Source organism: Nitratireductor mangrovi, from assembly GCF_007922615.2.
Taxonomy (GTDB): Bacteria; Pseudomonadota; Alphaproteobacteria; order Rhizobiales; family Rhizobiaceae; genus Mangrovimarina; species Mangrovimarina mangrovi.
On the sequence record NZ_CP042301.2, the window covers coordinates 3,822,350 to 3,839,431 of the forward strand.

The window sequence follows — 17,082 nt, forward strand, 5'->3', positions numbered from 1 at the left end:
TCGGCCTCAGGCCGAAAGCGCCAGGAACTTCTCGAGGATCGCGTCGCCCATCGCCCCGGTGCCAAGCTGCGTCTTGCCGTCCGACATGATGTCGGCGGTGCGTTGCCCGTCATCGAGCACGGCCGCGACCGCCGCCTCCAGCCGGTCAGCCTCGGCGATCATGCTGAAGGAGTAGCGCAGGCACATGGCGAAGGAGGCGATCATGGCGATCGGGTTTGCCAGTCCCTTGCCGGCAATGTCCGGTGCCGAGCCATGCACGGGCTCGTAAAGCGCCTTGCGGCTGCCCGTCTTGGCATCGGGCGCGCCCAGCGAGGCCGAAGGCAGCATGCCCAGCGAGCCGGTAAGCATCGCCGCCACGTCCGACAGCATGTCGCCGAACAGGTTGTCGGTGACGATGACGTCGAACTGTTTCGGCCAGCGCACCAGCTGCATGCCGCCGGCATCGGCCAGCATGTGGGTAAGCTCCACATCGGAATATTTCGCCTTGTGCGTCGCTGCGACGACATCCTTCCACAACACGCCCGACTTCATCACATTGTGCTTTTCCATCGAGCACACCTTGTTCTGCCGCGTGCGGGCCAGCTCGAAGGCGACGCCCGAAATGCGCTCGATCTCGAAGGTGTCGTAGACCTGCGTGTCGATGCCGCGTTTCTGGCCGTTGCCGAGATCGATGATCTCCTTGGGCTCGCCGAAATAGACCCCGCCGGTGAGTTCGCGCACGATCAGGATGTCGAGGCCCTCGACGACCTCCTGCTTGAGCGAGGAGGATGCCGCGAGCGCCGGATAGCAGATGGCCGGGCGCAGATTGGCGAAAAGCTCCATTTCCTTGCGCAACCTCAGGAGGCCGGCTTCGGGACGCACCTCATAGGGTACGCCGTCCCATTTCGGCCCGCCGACCGCGCCGAACAGCACGGCGTCGGCGGCAAGCGCCTTGGCCATGTCCGCATCCGAGATCGCCTGGCCATGCGCGTCGTAGGCCGCCCCGCCAACCAGGCCCTCCTCGACCTCGAAGCCGGACGAGAACCGCTCGTTCATCGCGCTGATCAGCTTGCGCACCTCCGCCATCGCCTCGGGGCCGATGCCGTCGCCGGGAAGAAGCAGGAGTTTGCGCGTCATGGAGATAGCCTTCTGATTGCCACGGAGTGCGGCTTTGCTAACGGCAGCGGGAGGGGTTCGCAAGGCGAATCGCACTCGCCGCGGCCGAACGCGACGAACGGCGCCCGCAACTGATAGGCTCGATGCATGCGACAACTCCTGGCAGTTCTGATTTTCGCCAGCGCCACGTCGGCCGTGGCGCTCGAGCTTGACATGCCTGCCGACTGCGTGATCGGCGAAACCTGTTTTCTGCAGCAGTTCGCCGACATGGATCCCGGCCCCGGCACCGTCGACCCGCTCTGTGGCGCGGCGACCTATGACGGCCACAAGGGCACCGACATCCGCCTTCTCTCCATGGAAGACATCGCAGCCGACGTCGCGGTCCTGGCGATGGCCCCCGGCCGCGTTCTGCGGGTGCGCGACGGCGTTACCGACCGCCTCGTGACCACCGACCGCGATCGCCAGGCGGCAGCCGGTCGCGAATGCGGCAACGGCATCGTCATGGCGCATGACGGCGGCTTCGAAACGCAATATTGCCACCTGCGCATGAACAGCGTCGCGGTGAAGCCGGGCGATCGGGTCGCAAGCGGCGACCGGCTCGGCGCGATCGGCGCCTCCGGCATGGCGCAGTTTCCGCACGTCCACGTCGCGGTGCGCAAGGACGGCGTCGAAATCGATCCGCTCACCGGCCGCGCACTCGGCGCCGGCTGCGGCGACGACCCATCCCTGGCGGCGTCACTTTTCAAGCCCGCCATCGCCCGCGCTCTTGCCGAGGGGGTGACGAGCGTGCTGGCGCTCGGCCTTGCCGGAGATGTCGTCGATCACGCGGCCCTGACCGCTCACGGCCCGCCGCCGTCAGCAACGCCGAGCTCGGGCGCAACGGTCGGCTGGGCGTGGTTTTCCAACCTGCGTCTCGGCGACCGGATCCGGCTGACGGTGATCACTCCCGATGGCAACATTCTGGCCCGGCAGACCACCGAGCCGGCGGACCGCCACAAGGCTGATTATTCGGCCTATGCGGGGAAGCGCGGCAGGCCAGCACCGGGCGGTTACCGCGTTTCGGCCGAACTTATCCGCGATGGCGTGCCGATCTTCGAAAGGTCGGCGACGGTGACGATCGAATAGGGCGGCGCTTTCGCTACCGGCCTTGGCCGTGCCCTTTGAGCCGGCTTCGCGCCTGCGCGATCGCGTTGCCGTGGGTGAGCACGACCTCGCGATCATTCTTGCCCCTCGGCTCCGAGCGGGTCAGCGGTTCGGCAACGACGCCCCCGAAACGGGCCTCGTGCACGAGGACGGGCCGCGTGTCGATGAGGCAGACCACGCCCAGCGCCTTGTCGTCGTAGCGTGCCGGTTCGTCGGCGTAGGCCCACATGAGCCCGCCGGAAAACGAGACGTTGCCGAAGACGAGCCGGCGCCCCTCGGCATCTTCGGCCCGCAGCAGGCACTCTTGGCAGAAATACCACGGGTAGCGGTCGAAGCGATCCTGCGCCGCCCCGCATCCCGGGCAATGGTGTCGAGGTTCCTTGTCCATGGGCTTTGTTTGCCTAGGGGCGAAAGTCGGCGGGCAGTTTGGCAAGAAGCGCGTCGGGCCAGCGCGCGGGCCACAGGCGCGGTTGGGGCTCCGGCTGCTTTTGCGCGAAATAGAGTTTTTCGTTGCGCGGATCGACGACGATGAAGGTATCCGCCGCGCCGCATGCATGCGGCACGCAGCCCTGAGCGGTCAGAAGGCCCTCCGCGTCGACCTCCGGCGCACCGGCAACCAGCAGCCCCGTTGCGACCGAGAACAGTTCCTCGCCAAGCAGGGCTTCCGCCGCCCGATAGATCGCGGCGTTGCGGAAGAGATCGATCGGGTGGCCGATCGCTTGTGCGTCGAATGTCGACCAGTCGGTTCCGGTCTGGGGGGCAAAGGCGATCGTGCCTGCCGTCTGGAAGCCGTCATCCGGCGTCCAGGCCTGCATCGTGGTTTCCTCGCCGGGCCGCAGATAGGGCACGAAGTAGATGCGGTCATTGGCCACCGCCGGCGATGGCGCCCCGCAATCCTCGCCGGTGATCGCGGTTTCGATATCGCCGTCTTCCCGCTGCCAGACCATGATCGGATAGGCGCCGCAGGCATTGCCGCCATTGCCCGCCTCGAAGATCGCCACGTCGGTTTCCTGCACGGTGACGATGCGATCGACGCCGATGAAGTAGGCCCGATGAAGTTCGCGTCCGTCGAAGGAGAGCACACGCTCCCAGCCGTCCTTGGCAACACTCAGCGTGCCGCCGGCGAAATCGACCTCCTGGCGATCGTCCTGCGCGAAGGCCAGGGAACTCGCCATAACGGCTGCCAGTATTGCCGCAGCAAGACGATTGGAAAAAATCATCGCAACCTCCGGATCGAAACGACCGGCAGCTTAGCGGCAAATCAATCCGCCATCACCCCGTCCGTTCGTCCTTCAGCCGGCCGCGTTTTCGATGACAATCCGGCGGAGAATGCGCCGCACCAGCGGAGCGACGAACAGCACGGCCGGAAAGGCGATCGCCCAGGACGGCAGCCATGCCGCCAGCCAGTAGCCGGCGAAGGTGGCGGCGATTCCCCGCGCGATTGCGGTCGAAAGACCGGAGACGATGAACGACATCAGCCCCGACAGGAGCAGACCGAACGCGATCGGCTCCAGCCGCTTGGGCACAAACGGTTTCATCGAGATGCTCGACCTCCGCGGGGCCTCAGGTCCAGGGACGCGCGTCGGCGAGCTTTTCCTCGAAGGCCGCGATCGACGGCGCCTTTTCCATGGTCAGACCGATATCGTCGAGACCGTTGAGGAGGCAATGGCGACGGAACTCGTCGAGGTCGAATGTCACAACGCCGCCGTCGGGGCCACGGATTTCCTTGGTTTCGAGGTCGACGGTGATGGTGGCGTTGGCGCCGCGCTCGGCGTCGTCGAGCAGCTTTTCGAGGTCCTCCGGGCTGACCTTGATCGGCAGGATGCCGTTCTTGAAGCAGTTATTGTAGAAAATGTCGGCGAAGGACGTCGAGATCACGCAACGGATGCCGAAATCAAGCAAGGCCCATGGCGCATGTTCGCGACTCGACCCGCAGCCGAAATTGTCGCCGGCAACCAGAATCTTCGCGCCGCGATAGGCGGGTTTGTTGAGCACGAAATCGGGGTTTTCCGAACCGTCCTCATTGTAGCGCATCTCGGCGAACAGACCCTTGCCGAGCCCGGTGCGCTTGATCGTCTTCAGGTAATCCTTGGGAATGATCATGTCGGTGTCGACATTGACGATCGGCAATGGCGCGGCGACGCCGGTCAGGGTGGTGAATTTGTCCATGTGCTCGCCCGTCTTTTCTCCCGGATTTCTTTGACGACCGCTTTATACGCAACCGCGCGTCAAATCAAAGGGCGGCGCTGTGCACGCCACGCCGCCCTTCAATGGCTCAGGAAACCCGCTGCAGCGCCATGACACCGGTTTCCGTTCCCGTCAGCCGCCGCGAGCGGCCGTCGGTGCCGACGATCATGGTGATGCGGCGGCGCTCGGACGAAAACAGCTCCGACGTCACGACGTCGACCGGCGGGTCAAACGCCACGGTGGCGCGCCACAGGTCGGGCTTGATCGTCTCCGAAAGTCCGATCACGCGGCCCTGCGCTGGCCGGCCGTTGAAGCGGCCCTCCACCCGCTCGCCAACCGCGAACGGAGCAGCGGGGCGGCTTTCAGGCTTGTCGGCGGGCGCTGACCCGTTCTCCTTGCGGGCGGCGGCCAGCGTGTTCCAGTCGCGCACGCCGTGCTGGCGGGCGACCAGTTCCAGTGCCTTGCCGTGCGAGATTGTCATGCCGTCGGCGGCAAGCGCCTCGCGCAGGCGCCGGGCATGCGTCTTGTAGTCGGTGGATGTCGCCATCACCGTTGTCTCCTATCGCTTGTCTGCGACCGGCTACTGGTCACGGGGGCCCGCCTTGCCGTTCCGGCCGTCGCATCGACAGGGAAACGATGTCTGATCGGAAGCTTCACCATGGCTTTCGCCGCGGGCGGCAGGGGCTTCCGGCCCTTTCGAGCGGCTCAGATAGGCACTCGCCGGCAAAAGGTCAATCGGCGCCCGACCGCAGGATCAGATCACGTTGAGTTCGCGGAACGGACGCCCGGCGGTGATGCGTCCATAGCCAAAGGCAGAGCAATCGACCGTGCGGTAGCCGCCATGAACCACCAGTTCCGCCAGCGCCTTGCCGACGGCCGGCGCCTGTTGCAGGCCATGCCCGGAAAAGCCGTTGGCGAAAAGGAAGTTGCCGACATCCGGATGCGGACCGACGACCGCATTCTGGTCGAGCGTGTTGTAGTCGTAATGCCCTGCCCAGGCGCGCTGCAGCTTGATGGCTTCGAAAGCGGGAATGCGGGTTGCCAGCGTCGGCCAGATCACATCCTCGAACAGTGCCCAGTCGGGATCGAAGTCGCCCGGCTCGGCCGGCGCGTCGGTGGCCGCCGTCTCGGCTCCGCCGGTGATGTAGACCGAACCTTCCGGGCGGACATAGATACCGCTCGGATCGACGATCAGCGGCATGTCCTCGTAGCGTTCGCGCGCCTCGAAGACGAAGACAGTGCGTTTGCGTGGCTCGACCGGCAACGACAGGCCCGCCATCGTGGCAAGTCTGCCCGCCGCCGGCCCGGCGGCATTGACGACGGTCCCAGCGGTTACTCGTTCGCCGTTGTCGAGCACGACCCCCTCGATGCAGTCGCCGTTGCGCTCGATTCCGGTGACCGCCGCCTGGATGAAATCAACCGACTTGCCACGCAGTGCCTTTCTCAACAGCATCAGCAGTGCATGTGCGTCGAACCAGCCCTCGCCGCTTCTTCCGAAAGCGCCGGCGGCGACACCCTCGGGTGAAAGCCACGGAAAGCGGCGCGCCAGTGTCGCGGCATCCTCCAGCACGATGTCCGCGCCCTCGGCCTGTTGAACCTCGTGATTGGCTGCGAGGATCGGCAACCCGTCTTCCGAAGCGAGGATCAGGTATCCTTTTTCCTTGAACCCGATGTCGGCGTCCGGGCCGAACTCATCCTTCAGCCGGCGAAACAGATCGAGCGTGAATTGCGACAGGCGGATGTTTTCCGGGATCGAGAACTGCTGCCGGATCGAGGCGCAGGAGAGTGTCGTCGCCGCCTGCGTGAATTGCGGATCGCGTTCGATCAGCGCGATCGTTCCGGCAAAGCCCTCCTCGCGCAGGTACCATGCGATGGAACTGCCGACGATGGCGCCGCCAACGATGACGATGTCATAGCGTTTCACGCGAATCTCCTTGCGATCATCGCATCCGTGCAGGATCGGACGCCCGGCCGCAAGGGACAGGTGCGGTTCCGCTTGCAAGCATCCTGCCGGGACGTCATCTAGGAGCGATGCAAACCGCTCCCCGCCCGCGCCGTTCCGTCCTTTATGTGCCCGCGACCAATGACAAGGCGCTCGCCAAGATCGCGAGCCTCGCCTGTGACGCCGTGATTTTCGACCTCGAGGACGCCGTCGCGCCGGAGGAGAAAGTGACCGCTCGGCGCTCGCTTGTCCGCTTCCTTTCCGAGGCCGGGCGCGCGGACAAGGAGTTCGTCATCCGCATCAACGCGCTTGCCGGCGAGTGGGGCCGGGACGATCTCGAGGCCGCCCGCGCCCTGAGGCCGGACGCGATCCTTCTGCCCAAGGTCGACACGCCTGGCGACATCCTGGAGGCCAACGACATTCTGGATGCCGCCGAGGTGCCTCCCGAGCTGGCGCTGTGGGCGATGGTGGAAACGCCGCGCGCCGTTCTGAACCTCGGCCCGATCGCCGAGCTTGGCCGCGACCGCGGCGCCAGGCTTGCCTGTCTGGTGGTCGGAACCAACGACCTCGTCAAGGAAACCGGGATATCGCCTGCCGGCGGTCGGCAATGGCTGGTTCCGTGGCTGTTGCAGATCGTGCTCGCCGCCCGCGCCGGCGGCCTCGACGCTCTCGACGGGGTCAGCAATGATTTCCGCGACCTCGACGCCTTCGCCCGCGAGTGCCTGCAAGGCGCGGCAATGGGCTTCGACGGCAAGACCCTGATCCACCCGGCGCAGATCGGGGCGGCCAATGCCGCCTTTTCACCTTCCGGTGACGCGGTCGCCGAGGCCGAACGGATCGTCGCGGCGTTTGCCACACCCGAAAACGCCGGCAAGGGCGTGATCCAGGCCGATGGCCGCATGATCGAGCGCCTGCATCTGGACCAGGCGAGGAAACTGCTGGCGCGCGCCGGCCGCGGTCAGGCGTGAGCCGAATGGCATATCCTGCCCGCAAGGAAAGCTCGTGAGGACAAGATGAAACTCTACCGTTTTCTCACCGGACCCGACGATTCTAGCTTCTGCCACAAGGTGTCCGCGGCCCTGGACAAGGGCTGGCACCTGTTCGGCTCGCCGAGCTATGCCTTCGACCCGGAGACGAAGACCATGCGCTGCGGCCAGGCCGTGGTGAAGGATGTCGAGGGAAAGGACTACGATCCCGCGATGAAGCTCGGCGATTATTAGGCCCGGTCGATCATGCGCGCCGCGCAACGAGCCCCGGCATGAGTTCGGCAAGCTCTTCGGGGAAGACCGTCTCGGCGGTTTCGACCAACTCGGGAGCGCTCCACCAGCGCCAGCCGGCAATCATCTCGCTTTCGAACGCGTCCGGATTGTCGCCGGCGATGCGGTGGTGATCGAGCTTGACCAGGAAAAAGCGTTCCTCTGCCCGGACCGGCGTGCCGTCCGGGAGATCAAAATCGTTGATCCGGGCATAAACCTGCGGACCGATGGCAACATCGTGGCCGGTTTCCTCGTAAAGCTCGCGGCGTGCCGCCTGTTGAAAGCTTTCGCCGGGATCGAGTGCGCCTCCGGGCGTCGCCCAGAAGGAAAACCCTGCCTGCGGACCGGAGCGGTAGACGAAGCGGAACAGGAGCAGCCGGTCGTCCGGTCCGATGACGAACAGCCGAGCCGCGGGCCGGGGGCGGCGGAGCGTCGTCATGCCACGCTTTCTTCGATCTTCTCCATGTCCTCGTCAGACAGGCCGAAATGGTGGCCGAGTTCGTGGATCAGCACATGGGTGACGATGTCGCCCAGCGTTTCCTCGTTTTCGGCCCAGTAGTCGAGGATCGCCCGCCGGTAGAGCGTGATGCGGTTCGGTCCCTCGCCGGTCGCCGGGTTCCAGCGTTCGGCGATGCCGCGGCCCTCGAACAGCCCGAGAAGATCGAACGGCGTCTCCAGCGACAGGTCGTCCATGATGTCTTCGGTCGGAAATTCGGCGATCTGGATGACGATCTCGCCGGTCAGCTGGCGGAATGTCTCCGGCAGATGGGCATAGGCTTCCAGCGCCAGTAGCTCCAGTTCGTCCATCGACGGCGAGAGCTGGTCGTGCCAGGCGCGGGTCGAATATATGCGTGCCATTTCCTGTTCCTTTGGCGGCCATATAGCCTTTTGCGCCGGCGCTTTCGAGGGGAACGCGCCTTCGCGCGCCGGGTGCAGGGGTCGCGGACCGGCACGGCAAGGAATAAATTCTCCTCCAGGCTGCTTGACTCTTGGTTCGGGCTCTGGAATCCATAAGAACATAACAGGAACAAATGTACGGAAGTTCAGGCCATGGCGACGTCCGCCGCGGCGCGCGAGGTCGTTTTTGCCTTGCGCAGCGAGATTGCGAGGATCGAAGGCGTCCTTCCGGAGAGGCTGGCGGCGCCCGAAGACGGCCTTGTCCTGCGCCATGGCCCCGCCGCCCGGCGCGCGGCTACAAGCATGCCGGCCTTTGTGCGAACCGGCGTGCCCGGCTTCGATGCGGCTCTGGGCGAGGGGTTGCCGCGGGCGTCCCTGACCGAATTTCATGGAACTGAAACGCGCAATGCCGGTGCGGTGGCGGGTTTCGTCCTCTGCCTTGCCGGACTTTTGCGCAATGCCGGTCCTGCCGCGGGATCGGGCGCGGTGTGCTGGATCGGCACGGAGGATATCTTCCGGGAAGCGGGTCTGCCCTATCTCCCCGGCCTGCGGCGCCCTTTCGGGTTCGCACCCGACGGCCTCATGGTCTGCGCCCCCAACGATCCCAGGGATGCGCTCTGGATTGCCGAAGAGGCCACACGCCAGCAGGCTTTCGCGGCCATCATCCTGGAGATGCGCGGCCACCCGGCGCGTCTCGACCTGACCGCGACCAGGCGCCTTCACCGCCGGGCGCAGGCGGCAAGTCGCCCTGTCTTCCTGATCCGCGAGGCTGCCGGCGCGGCACCGACGGCAGCGCCCGTCCGCCTTGCCGTTTCGCCCGCGCCGGCCGCGCTGCGTTCGACACTGGCGGGACCGCTGGCGGGCTCGATCGGCCATGCGGCCTTTGCCGTCACCGTCACCAAAAGCCGAACCGCCCATGCCGGACGGTTCATCCTGGAGTGGAGCCCCGATGACATCCGTTTCCGCGAAATCCGGCCAGAGGATACTGGCGCTCTGGTTCCCACATCTGGCCACCGACAGGATCATCCGGCAAAGACAGGGACGGTCATGGCGCTGCGGCCCGCAGACCCGGCGCATGCCGCTTCTGGTCAGCCATCGCGAAAACAACACCCAGCGCATCGCAGCGCTTGACGAGCATGCCGAAGCACGCGGCCTGAAGCGGGGCATCGGCATTGCCGATGCCCGCGCCATGCATCCCGATGTCGAGATTGTCGAGGAGGCGCCACAGGCCGACCGCCGCCTGCTGGAAAGCCTTGCCGACTGGTGTGACCGCTATACGCCGCTCGTCGCGCTTGAAGGCAGCGACGGCCTGTTCCTCGACATCACCGGCTGCGTCCATCTCTTCGGCAATGAGAAACGTATGCTGGAGGATGTTCTGGCGCGTCTTTTCCAGCAGGGCTTCGACGTGCGTGCCGGGCTCGGGTCGAACCCCGGCATGGCCTGGGCGGCGGCGCGCTTCCTGGACCGGGGGATCGTCACGCCCGGCGAGGAAACCGGGGCCATGGCGCCGCTCCCGCTGGCCGCGCTGCGCATCGAGCCTGCGACCCGGGCGAGCCTGGAGAGCGTCGGGCTCAGGACCGTGGGCGCCATCATGACCGCGCCGCGCGCACCGCTTGTCCGCCGCTTCGGCGCCACGCTCGTGACGCGGCTCGACCAGGCCCTTGGCCGCATCGAGGAGGCGATCACCCCGCGCCTGCCCGTCCCGCCGCTTTCGGTCGAGCGGCATCTGGCCGAGCCGATCCTGCACACCGGCGACGTCCTCCAGCTCGTCGGAATGCTGGCCCGGACCCTGCGGGGCGAGCTCGAGCGCCGCGGCGAGGGCGCCCATGCCCTCCAGCTCGCCCTTTTCCGGGTCGACGGCATGATGAACCGCCTTGCCGTTGGCGCCTCGCGCCCCTTGCGGGATCCGCTCCTGATCGAGCATCTGTTCAAGGAACGGCTCACCGCGCTCGAAGACAGGATCGACGCCGGTTACGGGTTCGAACTGGTGCGGCTGTCGGTCCTGAAAGCCTCGCCCTTCGCGCTCACGCAGACCGATCTTGCCGGCGAAAGAAACGACGACGACGCGGATCTGGCGCTTTTTTCCGACCGTATCCGTGCCCGGCTCGGCGAGAAGGCGCTTCTGCGGCCCGTTCTTGCCGAAAGCCATCTTCCCGAGTGCGCCGCCGCCCTTGCGCCCGCCCTTCACCGCTCGGCCGGCGCCGGGCCATCGCTGCCGGCGCCGGCCGCTGGCGAGGCTGAGCGCCCGATCCGGCTTTTTGCCCGTCCCGAACCGGTCGAGGTCGTCGCCGCCGAAGTGCCCGAGGGGCCGCCGCTGCGTTTCCGCTGGCGCCGCGCGGTCCATCGTGTCATCCGCTCCGAGGGGCCGGAGCGCATAGCGCCGGAATGGTGGCGCGAACCGCACGAGACACCGACGCGCGACTACTTCCGCATCGAGGATGATGGCGGCCGCCGCTACTGGCTCTTCCGGCAGGGCTTTTACGCTGCGGAGACCATGCCGCGCTGGTTCATGCATGGGATTTTTGCATGAACACTTTTCCTGCCCCCTCTTATGTCGAGTTCGCCGTGCAGTCGAATTTCTCCTTCCTGCGCGGCGCCTCGCGGCCGGAAGAGCTGGTGGTCGCGGCCAAGTTTCTCGGCCATGCCGCCGTCGGCCTTGCCGACCGCAACACGGTGGCGGGCGTCGTGCGGGCATGGAGCCAGTCCAAGCACATCAAGCTTTCCGAAACGGCCGCTCCGACCCGGATCGACTTCTATCCCGGTTGCCGGCTGGTGTTTGCCGACGAAACACCCGACATGCTCGCCTATCCGCAGGACCGGCAGGGCTGGGGCCATCTGTGCCGCCTGCTGACCCGGGCCAATATGCGCCCCGACAGTGAAAAGGGCGCGCCGCTGGTCTATCGCGATGATCTCTTCGAATGGGGAAGGCACATTTCCCTGGCGATGATCCCGCGGCTTGCCGCGGACGCAACGCGCGAACTTGAACTCCTGCATCGGCTTCGCGATCGTTTCGAGGCTTCGGTCTGGCTCGCCGTCGCACCGTCCTATGGCGGCAATGACCGCTTCCGGATCGAGCAGGCCGCAAGCATGGCGGCCAAAGCCGGCGTGCCGCTGATGGCGATCAATGACGTGCTTTATCATGCATCCGAGCGACGTCCGCTGCAGGATGTTATGACGGCGATCCGCCTCAATACGACGGTCGCACAGGCCGGTTTCGCGCTCGTCGCCAATGCCGAACGCCACCTGAAGCCGCCGGCGGAAATGGCGCGGCTGTTCAACAGGCACCCGGACGCCCTGGCCGAAACCGTCCGCTTTGCCGAAAGGCTGAAATTCTCGCTGCGGGAGTTGAGCCACAACTATCCGGAAGAAACCTCGACGCCCGGCGTCGATCCGCAGGTTGAACTGCGGCAGCTGACCTGGGAAGGCGCCGTCAAGCGCTACCCGAAAGGTCTTCCGGACGGCCTTGCCGACAAGATCCGGCATGAGTTGGCGATCGTCGCTCAAAAGAACTATGCGCGCTATTTCCTCACTGTGCGCGACATCGTCGAATACGCCAAATCCCGGCAGATTCTTTGCCAGGGGCGTGGCTCGGCCGCCAATTCCGTCATCTGCTACTGCCTGGGCATCACCGAGGTCGATCCGACGCTGACGGATCTGCTTTTCGAGCGTTTTGTCTCGACCGAACGCGACGAGCCGCCCGATATCGACGTCGATTTCGAGCACGAACGGCGCGACGAGGTCATCGCCTATATCTACAAGAAATACAGCGAAACGCGGACAGCCCTGGCCGCTTCGGTGGTCACCTACCGCGGCCGCTCGGCGATGCGCGAGGTGGCCAAGGCCATGGGGCTTTCGGAGGACGTCCAGTCGGCACTATCGGGTTCGATCTGGGGCTGGTCGGCCTCCCAGCTTACCGACAGGGAAGCAAAGGCCGGCGGCCTCGCCGGAAACGACGCCGTCACGCGGCATGTCATGGAACGGGCCAATGAGATCATGGGCTTTCCACGTCATCTCTCGCAGCATGTCGGCGGTTTCGTCATCACCAAGGATCGGCTCGACGAGATCGTGCCTATCATCAAGACGGCGATGGACGAGCGCAAGATGGTCGAATGGGACAAGGACGACCTCGATGCGATCGGGCTGATCAAGGTCGACGTGCTGGCGCTCGGCATGCTGTCGTGCCTGCGGCGCGCCTTCAAACTTCTGGAACAGCATTACCCGGAGGAAAAGGACGATTTCGGGCTTCCGCTGACGCTGGCCACGATTCCGAAGGAGGATTCTCGCGTCTACGACATGATCTGCCGTGCCGACACGCTGGGTGTCTTCCAGATCGAATCCCGCGCGCAGATGTCGATGCTGCCGCGGCTCAGGCCGCGCGCGTTCTACGATCTGGTCATCGAGGTGGCGATCGTGCGTCCCGGCCCGATCCAGGGCGACATGGTGCATCCCTATCTGCGCCGCCGAGAAGGCAAGGAGCCGATCGTCTATCCGAGCCCGGAAATGAGGCGCATCCTGGAAAGAACCAAGGGCGTGCCGCTGTTCCAGGAACAGGCGATGAAGATCGCGATCGACGCCGGCGGTTTCACCCCGAGCGAGGCCGACCAGCTGCGCCGCGCCATGGCCACCTTCCGGCGCAACGGCACCATCCACAATTACAGGGAAAAGCTGATCAGCGGCATGGTGGCGAGAGGCTACGAACAGGAATTCGCCGAGCGCTGTTTCAGGCAGATCGAAGGGTTCGGCGATTACGGCTTCCCGGAAAGCCACGCCGCCTCCTTCGCGCTGCTGGTCTATGCCTCCTGCTGGTTCAAGACCTTCTACCCGGACGTCTTCTGCGCCGCGATCCTGAATTCCCAGCCCATGGGGTTTTATGCGCCGGCGCAGCTGGTGCGCGACGCGCGCGAACATGGCGTCGACGTCCGGCCAGCCGACATCAATGCGTCCTTCTGGGACTCCACGCTGGAGGAAGCGAATTTCGATCCGAAGCAGATCGCAAGCCGGCACAGGGAAATGACCGGCGTCATCCGGGCCGGCCACGCGGTTCGCCTCGGCTTTCGCCGCATCAAGGGCCTGTCGGAAGGCGACGTCCAGCTGCTCGTCGAGAGGCGGGGGCAGGGTTATGATTCGGTGCGTGACCTGTGGCTGCGCTCCGGCCTCCCTGCCAGCGTGATTGCCCGTCTGGCCGAAGCCGACGTGTTCCGCTCGCTCGGTCTCGACCGGCGCGATGCGCTATGGGCGGCCAAGGCGCTCGACGACAAGAGCGCGGCCGAACGCCTGCCGCTCTTTGATCGCGCCGATGCCGGCCTCCGGGACATGGAGCCGGACATTTCGCTGCCGCCGATGCCGCCCGGCCAGCACATTTTTCACGATTACCGCACATTGGCGCTGTCGCTCAAAGGACACCCGGCGCAGTTTCTGCGCTCGCGCCTCGACGCCGAGAGCGTCCTGCCCGCCATTCGGCTGCCCGACGTGCCGAACGGGCGGCGCGTGAGCGTGGCCGGGCTGACCCTGGTCCGCCAGCGTCCCGGCAAGGGCAACGTCATCTTCATGACACTGGAAGACGAGGGCGCCATCGCCAATATCATCGTCTGGCCGAAGGTTTTCGAACGTTTCCGGCCGATCGTGCTCGGCGCGCGGTTCGTGCGGGTGCGCGGCCGGCTGCAATCGGCATCGGGCGTCATTCATATCGTGGCGGAGAGCCTGGAAGATCTGTCGCCCCGGCTGAGCGTGCTTCTTCAGGAAGATCCATCGGCCCCGTCTCCGACCGCCGGACGGCGCCGGCTTGCCTCGCCGGCGGACAAGCTTGTCCCGCCAAACCCGGCTGCCGCAAATCGGGAGTTGGCAGAGCAGACCCGGCAGGTGATGCCGAAAGGCCGCAATTTTCACTAATGTGGTGAGAAGCTTTCGGGATCCCCGTCAGCGTGATGACGACGGCGGCGCCGCGTCATCGCCGATCCGCCGCGCCTCCGAAGGCAGCATGATCGGAATGCCGTCGCGCACCGGATAGGCGAGTTCGGCCGAGCGCGAGATCAGCTCCGATCGTTCGGCATCGAAGGTCAGCGGTCCCTTGGTCAAGGGACAGGCCAGCAGTTCCAGCAGCTTGCGGTCGATGCCGGCATTATCGGCTTGCTTGGTCACCATCCGGGCCTCATTGCAGGCTGCTGCCGGTTTCGTCACTGTTTCGGGCCAGAAGCATCTCGGTGATCGCGACCAGCGTCTCGGCGCGCGTCTTCAGGTCGGGCGCCTCCAGCAGCGCCTGTTTCTCGCTCGCCCCGTAAGGCGACATCATCGACAGCGCGTTGACCAGGGTCGCATTCTCGGCCTTGCGGATACTGTCCCAGTCTGCCTCCAGGCCGTTGGCGTCCAGATAGGCCTTGAACGTCTTCAAGAGCGCCTTGCGGTCGACGGCCGCCGCCTCGTCTTCGTCCTCGCCGAAGTCACTCGCGAACGGCGCTACCCGGCAACGCCGATAGGCGCAGCGGCCCCCGAGTTCTTCAAGTACCCGAAACCGCACGATCCCCTGCAGCGAGATCAGGTAGCGGCCGTCACCGGTTTCGGCGAAGGAGGTAAGCCGGCCGAGACACCCCACCTGGCAGAGCTCCGGTTCGCCATTGGCCTTCAGCCCGCCATCGAGGCGCGGCTGCACCATGCCGATCAGGCGATCGCGTCCCAGCGCGTCGTCGACCATCTGGAGATAGCGCGGCTCGAAGATGTTGAGCGGCAACCGGCCGCCCGGCAGCAGCAGGGCCGCCGCAAGCGGAAACACCGGGATCGACTGCGGCAGGTCGTCAGCCTTGTTGTAATGGGCATTCCCGGCCTGCACGTCTGTCTCCTCAACTCCCTTGCCGCGCCTTCTCCGGCCCTGACGTATCTAGGACACGAACGGCCTAGGAAAACAGCATCGAGGAAAGCTTTCTCCGCGCCGACAGCGTCACCTCGTCGGTAAGGCCCCAGGCCTCGAAGAAGGTCAGCAATTGCGCACGGGCAGCGTCGTCGTTCCAGCCGCGATCCTTGCCGACGATGTAAAGCAGGCTGTCCGCCGCGCCCTCGCGATCACCCATCGCATTCTGGATCTTGGCGAGTTCGAAGCGCGCCTCGTGATCGTTCGGATCGGCGGCCAGTCGCCGCTTGAACTCCTCCGGATCGCCAAGCTGGCTCATCTCGTCGGCGAGCGCGATGCGCGCCCTCACGCCGGCAATTTCCGCGCTTGTGTCGGTATCTGGCACCTGTGCCGCCAGCTCCCGTGCCCGTTCCGTATCTCCCTGGTCGAGCAGAAGGCCGGCCATGCCGGCAATCGCCGCCACGTTGTCGGGCGCCTGCGCCAGGACCGCCGAATAGATCTGGGCCGCAAGGTTCGCATCCCCGGCAGCGGCGGCTTCGCGGGCCTGTTCGAGCGCCGCCTCGGTCGCGTCGCCGGTCCCGCCGAGCCGCTGTATGAACTCCCGGATCTGGCTTTCCGGGACCGCGCCCATGAAACCGTCGACCGGCTGGCCGTCGCGAAAGGCGATTACCGCCGGGATCGATTGCACGCCTAGCTGTCCGGCAATCGAGGGATGTTCGTCGATGTTCATCTTGACGAGCTTGACCGCGCCCCGCGCCTCTCTGACCGCCTTCTCCAGCAGCGGCGTCAGCTGTTTGCACGGGCCGCACCACGGCGCCCAGAAATCGACCAGCACCGGCTGGTTGCGCGATTCCTGGATGACATCGGCGGTAAAGCTGGCGGTTGTGGTGTCGCGGACAAGATCCTGCTCGGCGGCCGTCATGCCGGCTCCCGGCGCCTCGAACGAAATCTCGGTCTTGTAGCCGCCGGCCGGGCCTGCGAACGGGTTGTCCTTCGCGCTCATGCCTGTCTCTCTCGCTTGGTCATGGTTCACAAATGTGGCGATCCGCCGCTGACGTTCAAGATCGCCGGCTCGTGCCCGGTCTCCTTCAGGAAGCGCAGGAGATCGTCGCGCGCGATCTGCGTCGTCGCGTCATTGGTCAGCGGATGGCAGTTTATCACCTCGTGGCCCAGCAGCGAGGCATCGAGAACGACCTTCACGCGCTTGTCCCGATCGTTGATGACGCCGAAGGCCGTCACGGCGCCGGGTCTGACCCCCAGCAGCTCCATGAGCGCCTCGGCACTGCCGAACGAGACCCGGCCCGATGCGCCGATCAGGCGATGCAGCGCCTTGAGGTCGACCTCCGCCTCCTCGCCGACGGTGACCAGGAAGTACTGGCTCTTCTTGTCCTTGAGAAACAGGTTCTTGGTGTGGCCGCCGGCAAGCTCGCCGCGCAGCGCCTGCGATTCGGTAACCGTGTTGAGCGGCGGGTGCTTCACCGTCGACACCGAAATGCCGAGCCGCTCCAGGAAGGCAAGAAGATCGTCGGGGGTGGTCGTGGCTGACATTCGCGCCTCTGTTCGGTCTGCGGACGTGTCTATGCCATACCGTGCCTTCGCGGCAAGCCGGGTGCAGTTGCCTGGCGACCGCCGGAGACCTGCCCGCGCATCGCTCGCCACCGCGCTGCGTGGGCACGCGGCTGCCGCAGGATCGCGCCGGAACCGCCAATGCAGGCAGCCTC

At 65.7% G+C, this 17,082-nt stretch carries 19 protein-coding genes; 6 read left to right on the forward strand and 13 right to left on the reverse strand.

The window, feature by feature from the left end:
• Positions 1-6: 6 nt before the first annotated feature.
• On the reverse strand, positions 7-1,116 hold the full coding sequence (gene leuB, locus FQ775_RS18745; protein WP_146300457.1) for a 3-isopropylmalate dehydrogenase: 1,110 nt from the start codon (positions 1,114-1,116) through the stop codon (positions 7-9).
• Between the two features lie 126 nt (positions 1,117-1,242).
• Here leuB and FQ775_RS18750 point away from each other — a divergent pair, with 126 nt between their 5' ends.
• Positions 1,243-2,220, forward strand: a complete 978-nt coding sequence (locus tag FQ775_RS18750) for a M23 family metallopeptidase (RefSeq protein ID WP_146300458.1) — start codon at positions 1,243-1,245, stop codon at positions 2,218-2,220.
• A gap of 13 nt (positions 2,221-2,233) precedes the next feature.
• Here FQ775_RS18750 and FQ775_RS18755 read toward each other — a convergent pair whose 3' ends face one another.
• From FQ775_RS18755 to FQ775_RS18780, 6 genes are all read right to left on the reverse strand, one after another.
• Positions 2,234-2,626, reverse strand: a complete 393-nt coding sequence (locus FQ775_RS18755; RefSeq protein WP_206064778.1) for a hypothetical protein — start codon at positions 2,624-2,626, stop codon at positions 2,234-2,236.
• A 13-nt stretch (positions 2,627-2,639) separates the two neighbouring features.
• Positions 2,640-3,458, reverse strand: coding sequence for an Ivy family c-type lysozyme inhibitor (locus FQ775_RS18760; RefSeq protein WP_146300459.1), 819 nt, complete (start codon positions 3,456-3,458; stop codon positions 2,640-2,642).
• Positions 3,459-3,530: 72 nt separating this feature from the next.
• Complete coding sequence (locus FQ775_RS18765; RefSeq protein WP_146300460.1) at positions 3,531-3,776, reverse strand: DUF2798 domain-containing protein; 246 nt, start codon at positions 3,774-3,776, stop codon at positions 3,531-3,533.
• 25 nt (positions 3,777-3,801) lie between these two features.
• Positions 3,802-4,407: a 3-isopropylmalate dehydratase small subunit gene (leuD, locus tag FQ775_RS18770; protein ID WP_146300461.1), complete on the reverse strand. Its 606-nt coding sequence runs from the start codon at positions 4,405-4,407 to the stop codon at positions 3,802-3,804.
• Positions 4,408-4,513: 106 nt separating this feature from the next.
• Complete coding sequence (locus FQ775_RS18775; protein WP_146300462.1) at positions 4,514-4,972, reverse strand: glyoxalase superfamily protein; 459 nt, start codon at positions 4,970-4,972, stop codon at positions 4,514-4,516.
• A gap of 207 nt (positions 4,973-5,179) precedes the next feature.
• Entirely contained in the window at positions 5,180-6,349 is a 1,170-nt protein-coding gene (locus tag FQ775_RS18780) for an NAD(P)/FAD-dependent oxidoreductase (RefSeq protein WP_146300463.1), read from the reverse strand.
• Between the two features lie 107 nt (positions 6,350-6,456).
• Between FQ775_RS18780 and FQ775_RS18785 the strand changes: the two genes are divergently transcribed.
• The gene (locus FQ775_RS18785; protein ID WP_146300464.1) at positions 6,457-7,335 is read left to right on the forward strand and encodes an HpcH/HpaI aldolase/citrate lyase family protein; all 879 of its coding nucleotides are present in this window, start codon (positions 6,457-6,459) and stop codon (positions 7,333-7,335) included.
• Between the two features lie 45 nt (positions 7,336-7,380).
• On the forward strand, positions 7,381-7,587 hold the full coding sequence (locus FQ775_RS18790) for a DUF1737 domain-containing protein (protein ID WP_146300465.1): 207 nt from the start codon (positions 7,381-7,383) through the stop codon (positions 7,585-7,587).
• A 10-nt stretch (positions 7,588-7,597) separates the two neighbouring features.
• Here FQ775_RS18790 and FQ775_RS18795 read toward each other — a convergent pair whose 3' ends face one another.
• Positions 7,598-8,062, reverse strand: coding sequence for an NUDIX hydrolase (locus tag FQ775_RS18795; RefSeq protein ID WP_146300466.1), 465 nt, complete (start codon positions 8,060-8,062; stop codon positions 7,598-7,600).
• The gene (locus FQ775_RS18800; protein ID WP_146300467.1) at positions 8,059-8,481 is read right to left on the reverse strand and encodes a metallopeptidase family protein; all 423 of its coding nucleotides are present in this window, start codon (positions 8,479-8,481) and stop codon (positions 8,059-8,061) included. Before FQ775_RS18800 ends, FQ775_RS18795 begins: the two co-directional genes overlap by 4 nt.
• 192 nt (positions 8,482-8,673) lie before the next feature.
• Here FQ775_RS18800 and FQ775_RS24035 point away from each other — a divergent pair, with 192 nt between their 5' ends.
• The 3 genes from FQ775_RS24035 to FQ775_RS18810 are packed head-to-tail and all read left to right on the forward strand — an operon-like array spanning position 8,674 to position 14,409.
• Positions 8,674-9,651, forward strand: a complete 978-nt coding sequence (locus FQ775_RS24035) for an ImuA family protein (RefSeq protein ID WP_246730174.1) — start codon at positions 8,674-8,676, stop codon at positions 9,649-9,651.
• Entirely contained in the window at positions 9,596-11,050 is a 1,455-nt protein-coding gene (locus FQ775_RS18805; protein WP_246730175.1) for a Y-family DNA polymerase, read from the forward strand. The genes FQ775_RS24035 and FQ775_RS18805 overlap by 56 nt, the downstream gene beginning before the upstream one ends.
• The gene (locus tag FQ775_RS18810; RefSeq protein ID WP_146300469.1) at positions 11,047-14,409 is read left to right on the forward strand and encodes an error-prone DNA polymerase; all 3,363 of its coding nucleotides are present in this window, start codon (positions 11,047-11,049) and stop codon (positions 14,407-14,409) included. Before FQ775_RS18805 ends, FQ775_RS18810 begins: the two co-directional genes overlap by 4 nt.
• A 27-nt stretch (positions 14,410-14,436) precedes the next feature.
• Here FQ775_RS18810 and FQ775_RS18815 read toward each other — a convergent pair whose 3' ends face one another.
• The 4 genes from FQ775_RS18815 to FQ775_RS18830 all read right to left on the reverse strand — a co-directional run bounded on the left by FQ775_RS18815 (position 14,437) and on the right by FQ775_RS18830 (position 16,909).
• Positions 14,437-14,661 carry a Trm112 family protein gene (locus FQ775_RS18815; RefSeq protein WP_146300470.1) on the reverse strand — a complete coding sequence of 75 codons (225 nt, stop codon included), beginning with the start codon at positions 14,659-14,661 and terminating at the stop codon, positions 14,437-14,439.
• A gap of 7 nt (positions 14,662-14,668) precedes the next feature.
• Positions 14,669-15,343 carry an LON peptidase substrate-binding domain-containing protein gene (locus FQ775_RS18820; RefSeq protein WP_146300471.1) on the reverse strand — a complete coding sequence of 225 codons (675 nt, stop codon included), beginning with the start codon at positions 15,341-15,343 and terminating at the stop codon, positions 14,669-14,671.
• Positions 15,344-15,407: 64 nt separating this feature from the next.
• Entirely contained in the window at positions 15,408-16,364 is a 957-nt protein-coding gene (gene trxA, locus FQ775_RS18825) for a thioredoxin (RefSeq protein ID WP_146300472.1), read from the reverse strand.
• 26 nt (positions 16,365-16,390) lie between these two features.
• Positions 16,391-16,909 (reverse strand): prolyl-tRNA synthetase associated domain-containing protein, encoded by a 519-nt coding sequence (locus tag FQ775_RS18830; protein ID WP_146300473.1) that lies wholly within the window; start codon positions 16,907-16,909, stop codon positions 16,391-16,393.
• Positions 16,910-17,082: the final 173 nt, after the last annotated feature.